Below are 13,024 nucleotides of genomic sequence, written 5' to 3' on the forward strand. Positions count from 1 at the left end.
TTAACGCTTATAAGTGATGGTTATGGATCGCTCTTACGATACGAATGTTGTTTTATAGCTGACTTATAAAGGTGTTTGATCATATGGATAAGAAAATCAGCAATACTGCAAATATTCCCACCAATAAGACGCAGCATCCATCAACAGCGTTGTATTTGCGTCATGGGCGTACGACTGCTATCGATGACCATAGTGATTTGCAAGTGTTAAAGCGGATTAAGCGATATCTACTACCAAAAGACTTTGCTATCTCGCCTGCGCTACTAGAGGAGATAGTCGCCGGCTACGATATTGGCGATCCACTCGCAGATGATTTGGCCGCTAACAATATCCGCTTTGCAAAGCCCCTACAACAGATTATCAGCGGCGGCGATGGTCTAGACCTAAATAGCGATCTCGCAACCAACGCCTCATTTAATGCACTAACCGAGCAATTTAGCAGTCATCCTGATTGGTTCGATCCCAAACTCGCTCAAATCGGTGCGGTCGCCTATCGACGCTATCCACTGATGCTCATTTGGCTACTGCGTAATGTCGCGCTGATGGCAGGTTATAGCATCCCAGCCCTATCACTACCACTCATTCAGACGGGCGCGTTGATGCACGATGCGCTACCACGGCTCATGCGTACCTATGCCTATATCTTGGCGGTGTCTGAGCATCCACAATCAGATATGGGCATGCGCAATCACTCTCAACCTATCGATCAAGTATTGGCGATTGGCTCTGAGGGCTGGCGACAATCCATCAAAGTACGTCAGATTCATACATTGGTACGGCAAAACTTGCTCAAAGGTAAGGGCAATGCTGCTACAGGCGTGATACCAAACGCCGAGCAACATCATAACCCTGATGGTAGCTGGAATACCGATTATTGGGGCGTGCCGATTAACCAAACCGATATGATTGCCACCCATTTACAGTTCTCGTTGTTAATTATGCGTGGCCTACGCCTGCTCGGCGCCCGTATTAGCCCTGAGGAAGCGGAAGGTATTTTGCACTTATGGAATCTTGCCAGCTACTGGATGGGCGTTGATTTAGAGCGTCTGCCAAAAGATGAAGCGGCTAGCTGGGAATGGCTGTATACCTACTTATCAATACAGCAGCTAGACTTTAAGACGGGGCAGCCACTGGCAAAAGCCTTGCATGATCTACCGCGTCAGTTGATGGGCGAAGACAATCGACGTGGACGCTTTGTGGAGATGGTCAATGCCAGTGTGACACGCACCTTAGTCGGTGATGACATTGGTGACGGCTTAGCTTTACCAAAATCAAAGATACGCTTTGGCGTATTGTCTTCAGTGCCGATTCTTTTTGCGCTTGATACTGCGCGGCAGCACAATGCAACGGTTGCCCAAAAATTAGAAGCATTTCGTGCCAAGCGCCAAGACAATATGAATTGGTGGCTTAAAAAGAACGATGATTATTATAAGTAGATGATATCTATCAGCGTTTGTTTTCTACGCGGTAATACCATTCTAGCTGACGATCAAACCCAGTTTCTAGCAAACTGGCAATGACGCGCCCTGTCAGTCCCCACACCGTCTCACCATCCACTTGCCAACTCGGCGTCAGTATGGTCGCGGTTTGTTCTTGCATTTTATATTCTACCGCATACTCCACCGTTGGCTGGTTGACTAACGACTCTAAATCCGCCCAAAAGATACGCGATATCTCTCCCACTTCAGGAACTAATACCAGACCTGGGGCGATGAGCGCGACAATGGGACGTACACTCATACCGCTTTTGGACGTTTGGATCGGTAGTTGTCCCAGTAATTGCACTTTATTAGGTGGCAGCGCCGTCTCTTCACAAGCTTCACGTAATGCGGTCACGACGTTGTTGCCATCACCTATCTCATGTTTGCCGCCTGCACAGGAGACCTCTCCTGCATGGCTGTTCATATGAGCGGCTCGGCGCGTCAATAAAAGCTTGGGTCGACGCTCATTGGTAATTGCCACCAATATTGAGGCATCGGCAATCGGTGTCTGATACAAGCTGTCCAAAATACGCGTACTTTGTGAGGTGTTGCCACTCTCGTACATCGCTGGACTCGTGAGCGCATTCAATGTCTCGTGTTGTACTCGCTCGGCCAGTTTTCTGAGTGTGGGATGACGAATAAAGCTTGGGACAGCGACGCTAAACTTATTAAAAAAATCAATATTTTCGGGTACGGTCATTATCAAATCCTATGAGTGGTCATTTTCATATTACTCATGAAAATACCGGTGCCAGCATAACAGTATAACCTGTCGCTAGTATGGCAGCCTTTTTTATTAATCAGATTATCGCTTTTGTAGATGTATCTCATATTTACGTTATTTTCGACAAAGTGCGATTTATTGATGCATCAGCTGACTGCTATACATACAGTAGAACCTCAATAAAATTGATGCAGCATAGGAAACGCGCTCGATTAAATGCTACTTTTCTTGCTTGCTGTGACTGCGTCTCCAGAGGCTGCGAAAAATAGCGTTTAATCTTGCTATACCATTTTTATAATGGTTTCACTATATATGTGGTCACTATGATAAATATAAAACGGCTTACCGCTTGTGTATAAGCTTTGTTATATAGACTGAGCCTCTATCCAAGTGAGCCTTTCAACTAAATGTCTATTTTTTTGCCGCGTCTTTACACCTTTCTAAATCACTCAATATCTCATACCGTCTGTCTCAAACGGTGATCGTTTTATTAATTAAGATTTTCTCAATATCCTTTTTGCCTGGTACTTATCAATGATAATAAGTATCATAACTGCAGCTTTAAATTACCAAACATTAACCGAGTAATATTTCAAAAAATGCATTTGGGTATTATGATAACTGCTAGCAAGACTATGAGGCGGACATCCTAAAATAGCATTATAAAAATACTGAGGCCAACGTCATAGGATTGCTGTAATAACAATAAACAATACCTCAAAAGAACAAAGGATACAGATTATGACAGACCAAATCGACAACATGATGCCACCTGCTGAATATATCAATGATAACTATAAAGGCTCAGGAAAACTGGCTGATAAGCGCGTTTTAATCACTGGCGGAGACAGTGGTATCGGTCGCGCAGTGGCTTTTCATATGGCACGTGAAGGCGCCAAAGTTGCCATCCTTTATCACTCTGATGAAGAGAGCGCCAATGAGACGCGTAAAGGTATTGAAGCAGAAGGCACAGACGCGGTGGTACTGCAGGGTGATACAGCAAATAGTAGTAGTTGCAAAGAGGCAGTCGAAGCGGTCGTGGCACAATGGGGCGGCATTGATGTGCTAGTCAATAACGCTGGTATGCAAAAGCCGTATCATGATTTGTCTGAAGTCAGTGATAAAGACTGGCAACAGCATTTCGATGTCAATATGGCAGGAATGTTTTATGCAACCCGCGCCGCCCTTGAGCATATGAAAGAAGGTGATAGCATCATCAATACGACATCTGTTAATGCGTATGTCGGCAATGATGTATTGGTGCCGTACACCGCAACCAAAGGCGCTATCGTTGGCTACACCCGCGCGTTATCGCAACAACTACTTAGTCGCGGTATTCGCGTCAATCAGGTAGCACCAGGTCCTGTAGTGAGCGAGATTCAACTGGTATTTAAAGACTTTGATAAAGATATTTTAGAATCGATGTCCTCACCAATGGGGCGTATGGGTCAGCCACGCGAGATGGGCGCTGCCTATGTATTTCTTGCTTGCCAAGACAGTAGCTTTGTGACTGGGCAGACCTTACACATAAACGGAGGCATGATTACCAATGGCTGATATCATGGATTCTCCTGACTCTTCTGACCTGCTATCTGTCTGTTGGGCAGATAGCAGTAGTCATCGCCGCTGGTTGCTCGCTGAAGGACAACGTTTGCTCGATCATTATGCCAAAGCGCGCGTGCCATCAGGGTTTGCTACTTTGGGTCACGATGGCAACATGGTAGATGACACAGCAAAGAGCATCATCACTGCGAGGATGGTGCATTGCTATGCGCTAGCGGCACTAATGGGTATACCGGGGACGGCAACACTTGCTGACCATGGCCTAGATGCGTTACTTGATGGCCCATTGCGCGACTCGGTACATGGCGGTTGGTTCAGTGATGCTTCTTCAACTCATGAAAACCCATCACGCAAAAACGCCTATCTGCATGCGTTTGTCGCGCTTGCTGGCGCGTCTGCTAGCATTGCTGGTCGCCCGCGCGGTACAGAGTTGATGGAGGCTGCAATAACAATCATTGATCAGCATTTTTGGTTAGAAGATGAGCAATCAATGCTGCCTTCTTTTGCCGCTGATTGGTCTGATCCCGAAGATTATCGCGGCGCCAATTGCAACATGCATACGACCGAAGCCTGCTTAGCACTGGCAGATGCTACGGGTGAAACGCGCTGGCTAGACCGCGCACTACACTTAGCCAAGCGCTTCGGTCATGATATGCCTAGTACTTACGATGGTCGCCTACCTGAACATTTTGATAGTGAGTGGAATCTGTTGCCCGACTACGATGCGAATGAGCCTTCTGATGACCTGCGTCCTTGGGGACTCACACCTGGTCACTTTGCAGAATGGGCAGGACTGCTGCTCAAGGTTGAGTCTGCTTGTACGGCACGTGATTATGAGGTGCCTGATTGGCTGCTACCTGATGCCATCGCATTATTTGATAGCGCTATCAATCGTGGCTGGGCACCTGACGGTCAGCCCGGCATGGTTTATACCATTGGCTGGGATGATGAGATTTCAATACCAAACCGTCCTTACTGGGTACAGGCGGAGATGGCTAATACCGCACTAATGCTATCGCGCCGTACGGGTGATCCGCGCTTTGAATATTACTACCGCTTAGCTTGGGATTATATTGCCAGTACTTTGATTGATCTTGAGCACGGCGGCTGGCGTCATGAGGTAGATGCAGATGGCAACTTAAGTACGGTCATATATCCGACGCGCGAAGATCTTTATCATGACTTTCAAGCCACGTTGACGCCATTGATTCCTATCTCTGCGTCGGTAGCTGGTGGACTACGCACACAAATGCTCAAAATAAAAACCTAATTGCTATGATCTAATTTTTATGACCTAATTCCTATGTAGGATATACTCGATAATATAAGAACGCTTTGATGGCAATTAAAATGCGCTATCAGAGCGTTTTCTTTGTAATCATAAAAATTAAATAAAATAACTTTTTCGTTAAAAGTAAAAGGATATCCTCAAAAGTATTTGTCACTATCGCTGCTGTATACAAAAGCAAACATCAGAACGGCAAAAAAACTTTTAACATAAGTGGACATACAATATTTACTAATAAAGGTAGTTGGTATGAGCTATTGTCTCCAATGCGGTCATAAAGCAGAACGAAAAATCCCACCTACAGATAATATGCCGCGCTTGGTGTGCCCCAATTGTCACTATATCCACTACGAAAACCCAAAGGTTATCTGTGGTTCGCTAGTCGTACACGAAGACAGAGTCCTACTGTGCCGCCGAGCGATCGAGCCGCAATATGGGCTATGGACGATACCTGCAGGTTTTATGGAAAACGGCGAAACCATGGCTGAAGGCGCCGCACGCGAGAGCTACGAAGAAGCTGATGCCATCGTACTGAATCCGCATCTATACTGCATTTATGACCTACCAGATATTGGGCAGATCTACTCTATTTATCTCGCCGATCTAAAAGATGGTGCGTACGGTATTGGCTCAGAAAGCCTTGATTGTGCGCTATTTAGTGAAGAAGATATTCCATGGGATACGCTCGCCTTTGAGGCCATTCGCCTTACCTTAAAAAACTATTTTTCTGATCGTAAGCAGTATAACGAGTTGTCAGAATTCCCGATCCATCAAGACAAAATCGGCAAAGATTTGAGTATCAAACGGTACTAAGCAAATACTACATACAAAAAAGCCAAGCATCATGCTTGGCTTTTTATATTTAACTTTTAATAAAGAACAAACCTAATTGTCTTAGCTCTTAATTCTACATACTTCAAAACCAAGACCTTTCACCGTCTCTTCTTTATCATAAGGTGCTAACACGGCACGTACATGGTTTTGACCTTGCAGATATTGCTTGGCAACACGCTGCAAGTCATCGATAGTCACGGCTAGGATAGCGGCGCGCATTTTACGTTGCCAGTCAGCACCGCGATGATGCAAGTTGGCAAAGCACGCTTTGATCGCCTCCCCTGCAGGCGAGCCCGGTTTATCCATACCGGATATAATACCCAAAATGGCCTCTTCTAATTGCTCATCGTTTTGTGGCTCGTTTAAGATCCACTCAATACTGGCCTCAAAATGCTCAAAGGTTTCAGCGCACTGCGGATCGCGGTAACTAAAAAATTTAAAGGCGCAAGCATTGGCATCATAGCCCGCACCGCCGCCATAAGCACCGCCGCGCTCACGAATGGCACTGTGCAAATAGCCATTACGTAGGTAAGGCGCTAATACCATGAGTGCGGCAGTATCAGGATGGTCAGCCGCTGGTACCGTATAAGCGCTGGCATTATGGTAAACGTTGGTTGGCACCAGCCATGCTAGATCTGCAACATCGAGCACATCGTTTTTAACATCGTCGCCACTCTCTAATACCTTGACTGCATTAGTCTCACCATTTAACGCAGTATCTATATGCAGATTTGCAAACTCACTTGGAATGTTAGCTTCAGTGTTGATTACATTCTCAGCAGCTTGTAGTGCTTGGCTATCTTTCCAACTATTGACGATGAGGCCACTCAAGCGTTCCGTTTGCTCGGCTTCACAAATGATGATGGCATGCTTAGGTAAGCTGATCAAACGTTGATGCAAGTCCATCAAACTGGTCGCTAATTGATCCCACTGTGCATCATCAGTACTGGCATGACCCAAGAACGCTTTTAGTGCGTTTAGTGCTGGTAAACCACTACGCACATATTCTAGCTGCGCTTGACGACTCATACCGCGACTGGCGGTTTGCATTGCATATGAGTGACCAGAACCTGCCAAATTAGATTGCCAGCTGGCTTGACGCTGCTGCAAGATTTCTTTGATACGGCCATGCTCAGTAAAGATGCTATGCTCCATCACCTCTTTGAGCAAATCAATCGCTTCAGGTTTGCGGTTGAGCGCGCGCGTTGCCACGACAAAATAGCTGCTAATCGATTGACTATCATCCACGTGGGTACGCTGGCTGATACGAGCGGTCACACCCGAAGAATGCGCGGCTTGCTTGGCCTGCATCTCATGGGCGCTGAGCGAGTCTGTGCCCAGCTCAGACAGCAAGCTCAGATAGATAGGCAACAATGGATGATTAATCACATCATTGACTGGCAGCTCAGCGACGCTGCTGTTACCAATTGCCTCAGTCAACGGCACAATGACTTGATAGTAATAGATACCGTTAGTACCTGCTTCGTACTCAAATAGGGTACTGTCTTGTCCGCTTAAACGTACTTGTTTTTGCACGCCTTCTTTAAAGCTAATATCTGTTGGTACGTCTTCTAGACCTACCTTTGGCAATAAACTCAAATCATCAGGCGCGGCTTGGCGTGCGGCCAGATCTAATGCTTGCTTGTGCAAGATGTCTTTGTCATCAGCGCTCAAGTCCATCGCGATGGTATCTAAACGCACTTGCTCTGCTGCAGCAAGGCGCGCTGATTTTTCGCTATCTGGCGTCATGGTCACGCGCACACGGTGCTGATTGTCCAGCAGATGCGTTTTGATTAAGTTCGGTAGCCACTGCGGATCGACCACTTGCTCGCGCAACCACTGTAGATGCTCATCCACTTCCCACACATCGATAGGGTTACCATCATGAATGGCAGTACTAAAGCCCTCTAACATCAGGTTTAGACCATAAGGAATGCTATCACCGCCAATATGGCGCTGATCAATTTCAATCTGATGCAGAATGGTTTCGATCGTTTCGTCATCAACTGGCGAGTTTGCCACCTCAGTCAGCAAGTCAATAATGCCTTGCTCGACCGCTTCGGCATGCTCTGGGTTAGAGCCGCGCAGTCCCGTATAAAAGACCATTTCATAATGGCTGTCATCCAGCCCTAATAGCGGACTTGGCGCTTTGCCCAGTGGATGGCTGTCCAAATAAGCACGTAGTGGCGAGCCTGAATGCTCAATCAGTACGCCTTCGAGCAAACGCAGCGCCAAACGCTGCTTAGGATCAGTGATCGACGGCAACAACCAAGCGACCACGTGATGGGTCTGATCTGGACCGGCTTCATCAGCAGTGTACGTGTCAATTGCACTAATAGGTGCAGACAAACGCTGCTCTGGACGCGATACGTGTTTTTTACCTGCTTCGAATTGAATCAAAGCATCTTCGTGTATTTTCGCTTGCGTCTCAGCAACAGGAATATTACCAAAACTCATGATGACACTATTCGATGGGTGATAGTGACTCTCATGAAAAGCTGTCAGCTCAGTATGCGTTAAGTCAGGAATCTGAGCAGGATCGCCACCTGAATTGTAGTGATAAGTCGTCGTTGGGAATAGATGATGCGCAACTGTATGATAAAGCTGATCAATCTCACCACTCATCGCGCCCTTCATCTCGTTAAAGACGATACCTTTAAACTGTGGCTTATCGTTTTCGTCCAGCTCTACGCGGATGCCTTCTTGCGCAAAATCAAGCGGATGAATATTGGGAAAAAACGACGCATCAAGGTACACAGCAAGCAAATTAAAATAGTCGTTTTTGTTTTGCGTGGCATACGGATACGCCGTCCAATCGGCTGCGGTCATCGCATTCATAAACGTGTTTAATGAGCGCTTGATCATTGAAAAGAACGGGTCACGTACTGGGAATTTCTTAGAGCCACACAATGCGACGTGCTCCAAAATATGCGCCTCGCCTTTTGAGTCCATCGGCTGAGTACGAAAACCTACTAAAAACGCATTTTCATCGCTTGGGTGCGCTAAATGATAATGCATCGCGCCTGTCTTCACATGCTGACTGATCAGCACATCCATCGATAGCGCCTCAATATGGCGATGCTCAATCAGCTCAAATGCTGGATGCAACGTGAGATCAGCAGTAAATGGAGTATCAGTCATAGTTATCCTTATCGCTTACAATGCGTATCGTGTGCCCTGACTATCAGGGTAAATAGAGTGGTAAAAATTATTGAACTATCAGTCGTAAAAATGGCTATTAAAACATTTTGACTTACAATTTCTGAAAAAACTGAATGCTAAAACCCAATACTGGCTTCTGAACTCAATTATGCAGGTATTTATAGTGACTATATTGGCTAAAAAAGAATTGGCTTAGCGCTATTAGTGGGGTTTGGTCGTTGATAAGTCAAGTCAGCACATGGGCAATAATATATCGTGAAATGCTCGCCACTCTTTCAAACAACCCAACACAATTCCAACAAAAGCCACATTCAAATGATGATCATATCGCTTAACAGAGACCGTTTGCACTGCTATAGTCAATCAATATTAAAAGTGGTACAAGGCAGACGAGTGCAAGTACTACAGTAGTAGGCTAAACGAGTCTAACGCTGTAACACTTTAATAGTGGTTCGACTATACCATGAAGTTCGCTACCAATAGGAGCTAGGAGCACCTCATGAGCTACCAACACGTTTTACTGGTTACTGACTTATTATCCGATGCAGACAAGGTTGCTCTAAAAACCAAACGTATACTCGCAGGCTCTCCTAAGGCCAGACTGTCTGTCCTGCATATTGTGGAAGACGATATGGTGCGCTTTGGGTATGAATTAGTACCTTCCTCTAGCCTATCAGGCGATGTCCATAATGAAAAATGGCAAAAAGCGCGTGCTAAGCTGGCGCAGTTTCTGGAGTGCAACGAGCTAGAAGCAGTCAACTCTGAGGTGACAGCTGCCATTTCTAACAGTAAAGGTATTGTTGACTACTGTCATGAAAAAAAGGTCGACTTACTCATCATTGGACGCCATGAACGTCACGGTATCGCCGCTTTGTTAGTCGGTGCAACAGCCGATAGTATCTTGCCAAACGTCCCTTGCGACAGCCTAGTCGTCAAGCTTGATGAGCCAGTATCAGAATAAGGGGTCTGGCTCATCATTCGAGTTAACCTGTTATTTGTTAGCATTGCACTCGGGTGTTGTTCTATATCAAAGTCTATGTCTCAGAGATAGACAAGCATTACTTAACAGCGCTCTATAGTAGTGCTATAGTAAATACTATCTGACATGAGGAAGACGTTATGAGTTACGAACATATTTTACTGGTCACCGACTTACTCTCTGATGCGGATATCGTCGCGCAAAAGGCCAAGCGCATCGTTGAAAACCGTCCCGGTTCTAAGTTGTCTGTGCTGCATATTGTCAAAGATACCATGGTGGGCTTCGGCTATGAGCTGGTACCTGCGTCAAGTCTTTATGATGAAATTGATGACGAACGCTGCCAAGAAGCACGGGCAAAACTGGCACAATTCCTTGAACGCAACCAGCTCAATGCGGCAACGTCAGAAGTCACTACCGCTATCTCTAGCAGTGAAGGTATTGTCAGCTACTGTCATAAACACGACGTCGATCTGTTGGTAATTGGTCGCCATAAGCGCACGGGCATTGCCGCATGGATCAGTGGCGCGACAGCAGATAATATCTTGCCTAACGTGCCTTGCGACAGCTTTGTAGTAAGGCTTGATAAACCAGTTTCGACGTAGCAATTTGCTTTGGCTATATGGAATTATCAGTTAACAAAAAGCGCCCTATCATGATTGATACGGCGCTTTTTTATTCCTCACATTTTGACATTATCTCAGTTAATCTTGTTGGATAATATCTATAAACGTCTGCCAAATGGGGCTTTGATGACGGGCTTTGTGCCATACCAGCCACCATGTCCGCGACAGATCGATTCCTGCAACGCTTACTTGCACCAGCTCACCTGTTGCCAATCCTGTCTCAATCACATGCTGCGATAGGCAGCCAAGACCAATGTCTGCACTCACCATATGTTTGATGGCTTCTGATTGGTGTATGGCCTTTACCACTTCTGCATTGGGTAGATACTTTAGCAACTGCTCATCGATAATCTGCCGTGTGCCCGACCCTGCCTCACGTACGAGTAGCGGCAACTGTGCTAGCTGATTAATAGTCAGCTGATAGCAGCCCTCATCTTGGCTATAGGTAGCGACGTTCTTTAACCATTTACTATCACGTTTGGCAAATATCATCAGCGTATCCGTTCGCCATTCGCGCTGCTCAATGGCTTTCATGTCTATCGGACGCGGCATCCCTTCTACTAAAGCAATATCGATATTGAGCTGCTCAACCTCACTCACCACCTCCTGAGTATTGGCAATATACATATCGACATTGGCATCTGGTAGCGCCTCATATAACTTACCAAGCAATGATGGCAGCACGTAATTGCCAATCGTGGTACTCGCCCCGATATGTATCTGCCCCGCCTGATATTGGTGATAATGTTCAAGCGTGAGCGATTGCCCCAAGATAGCCTGTGCCTGTATATAAATAGGATGGGCATTGGGATGCTGATTAAGCCTGCGACCGACGCGCTCAAACAATGGCATCTGTAATCTAGACTCAAGCTCTGTCAGCGCACTGCTGACTGCCGACTGTGATAAATGCATCTCTTCACTGGCACGGCTGGTGCTACCTGTCTGGTAAATACTGACAAAAACAGCGAGCTGCTTAAGTGTAATCTTTGGCAATGTCTGTACAGATTTTTTCATGTTATTGATGATGCCTTATGTCATTTTTTAGCCTGTCTTATTCGCTATACATGTCTTTTTTTGCTACTCATGCGCGGTATATCTATTTCTACCGTAAACACTAACCTAAAATATCGATAGTTTATATCTTATTAATCTGTTTTTATTATAAATATAGTCAGCTTATACTGTCTACTCATAAGCTTATGCTTATTTTAATATCAGTAATAGGATATGCCTCTTATGCATACACTAGCCAAATCAGTCAGTCGCTCAGTGAGTAAATACATTCCAAGCCAACGCCACTTGGCTGGTTTGGCTGTGGTACTGATCGGTGGTTTGTTTTGCTTATGGTTAAACACGAGTTTGAATATGTGGTCAAACGGGCGTATCGTTGGCTTATCCTCTTTAACGCTCGCCATCTTGCTGGGTATGATATTGGGTAATACCATTTATCCCAAGTTCACTGAGCGTCTAAACGGCGGTGTTTGCTTTGCTAAGGGTCAGATTTTACGCCTCGCGATTATGTTTTATGGATTTAAGCTGACTATGACGCAAGTTGCGAGCGTTGGTATGCCAGCGATTATGACCGATGCACTCGTATTGACGTCGACCTTTCTACTGACCTATTGGCTAGGTACTAGATGGTTAAAAGTCGATAAAGAAACGGTGATTTTGATTGGCTCAGGCGCAAGTATTTGCGGTGCTGCTGCCGTCATCGCCGCAGAGCCAGTGGTCAACGCGCAAGCCCACAAAGTCACCATCGCTGTGGCAACGGTCGTGGTATTTGGTACTATTGCGATGCTGCTCTACCCTTTTTTATATCAGCTTGGTTGGTTACGGCCTTGGCTCAGTGCCGAGCAGTATGGCGTGTACACGGGCTCAACCGTACATGAGGTGGCGCAAGTCGTGGTCGCAGGCAATGCAATCAATACTGAGATTGGCGATACCGCTGTCGTGACCAAAATGATACGCGTTATGATGCTCGCGCCTTTCTTACTTATGCTCTCATTTGCGCTAACCAAAGATCGCCCCGTAGATAATGCCGTTATAGACGATGAGGACAGTAAAAACGAGGCAGCGTCATTTATGACCCGCGTCAAGCAAGTCAAAGTGCCATGGTTTGCGTTTATTTTTATCTTAATCGTGCTGCTGCATACTTGGATACCAATGTCTAAAAGTATCGAGCAAAGTATGGTGATGTTAGATGATGTGATGCTGACGATGGCGATGTTTGCGTTAGGCTTAACCACACATATGAGCGCTATCAAACAAGCTGGCGTCAAGCCGCTGATTTTAGGAGCAGTGATGTTTGCTTGGTTGCTGCTCGGCGGCGGGGTTATCAATATCGCTATCAGCTCATTTGCCTAAAACTAG

Annotated in this window: 10 protein-coding genes; 7 read left to right on the forward strand and 3 right to left on the reverse strand. The window is 45.9% G+C overall.

Features of this window, described 5'->3' with window-relative positions:
* The first annotated feature begins 83 nt into the window (after positions 1 to 83).
* Positions 84 to 1,436: an oxygenase MpaB family protein gene (locus CUR83_RS11660; protein ID WP_071002968.1), complete on the forward strand. Its 1,353-nt coding sequence runs from the start codon at positions 84 to 86 to the stop codon at positions 1,434 to 1,436.
* Between the two features lie 10 nt (positions 1,437 to 1,446).
* Here CUR83_RS11660 and CUR83_RS11665 read toward each other — a convergent pair whose 3' ends face one another.
* Positions 1,447 to 2,181 (reverse strand): NUDIX hydrolase, encoded by a 735-nt coding sequence (locus CUR83_RS11665; protein WP_071002967.1) that lies wholly within the window; start codon positions 2,179 to 2,181, stop codon positions 1,447 to 1,449.
* A 765-nt stretch (positions 2,182 to 2,946) separates the two neighbouring features.
* Here CUR83_RS11665 and CUR83_RS11670 point away from each other — a divergent pair.
* The 3 genes from CUR83_RS11670 (at position 2,947) to CUR83_RS11680 (ending at position 5,869) form a co-directional block, all read left to right on the forward strand.
* On the forward strand, positions 2,947 to 3,762 hold the full coding sequence (locus CUR83_RS11670) for an SDR family oxidoreductase (RefSeq protein WP_071002966.1): 816 nt from the start codon (positions 2,947 to 2,949) through the stop codon (positions 3,760 to 3,762).
* 4 nt (positions 3,763 to 3,766) lie between these two features.
* Entirely contained in the window at positions 3,767 to 5,038 is a 1,272-nt protein-coding gene (locus CUR83_RS11675) for an AGE family epimerase/isomerase (protein ID WP_284719701.1), read from the forward strand.
* Positions 5,039 to 5,305: 267 nt separating this feature from the next.
* A complete protein-coding gene (locus tag CUR83_RS11680; RefSeq protein WP_058025448.1) occupies positions 5,306 to 5,869 on the forward strand; it encodes an NUDIX hydrolase in 564 nt (187 codons plus the stop codon).
* A gap of 81 nt (positions 5,870 to 5,950) precedes the next feature.
* Here CUR83_RS11680 and CUR83_RS11685 read toward each other — a convergent pair whose 3' ends face one another.
* Positions 5,951 to 9,031 (reverse strand): insulinase family protein, encoded by a 3,081-nt coding sequence (locus CUR83_RS11685; RefSeq protein WP_284719702.1) that lies wholly within the window; start codon positions 9,029 to 9,031, stop codon positions 5,951 to 5,953.
* A 520-nt stretch (positions 9,032 to 9,551) separates the two neighbouring features.
* Between CUR83_RS11685 and CUR83_RS11690 the strand changes: the two genes are divergently transcribed.
* Together CUR83_RS11690 and CUR83_RS11695 are read left to right on the forward strand one after the other, a co-directional pair.
* Complete coding sequence (locus CUR83_RS11690; RefSeq protein ID WP_093069268.1) at positions 9,552 to 10,013, forward strand: universal stress protein; 462 nt, start codon at positions 9,552 to 9,554, stop codon at positions 10,011 to 10,013.
* A gap of 158 nt (positions 10,014 to 10,171) precedes the next feature.
* A complete protein-coding gene (locus CUR83_RS11695) occupies positions 10,172 to 10,633 on the forward strand; it encodes a universal stress protein (RefSeq protein WP_058025444.1) in 462 nt (153 codons plus the stop codon).
* Positions 10,634 to 10,732: 99 nt separating this feature from the next.
* On the opposite strand, the gene CUR83_RS11700 is transcribed toward CUR83_RS11695, so the two are convergent.
* A complete protein-coding gene (locus CUR83_RS11700; RefSeq protein WP_212564169.1) occupies positions 10,733 to 11,668 on the reverse strand; it encodes a LysR substrate-binding domain-containing protein in 936 nt (311 codons plus the stop codon).
* A 222-nt stretch (positions 11,669 to 11,890) separates the two neighbouring features.
* On the opposite strand from CUR83_RS11700, the gene CUR83_RS11705 reads away from it, so the two are divergent.
* Positions 11,891 to 13,018: a YeiH family protein gene (locus tag CUR83_RS11705; RefSeq protein WP_284719703.1), complete on the forward strand. Its 1,128-nt coding sequence runs from the start codon at positions 11,891 to 11,893 to the stop codon at positions 13,016 to 13,018.
* Positions 13,019 to 13,024 lie beyond the last annotated feature (6 nt).

The sequence above is a fragment of the Psychrobacter pocilloporae genome (assembly GCF_029872915.1).
Taxonomy (GTDB): Bacteria; Pseudomonadota; Gammaproteobacteria; order Pseudomonadales; family Moraxellaceae; genus Psychrobacter; species Psychrobacter pacificensis.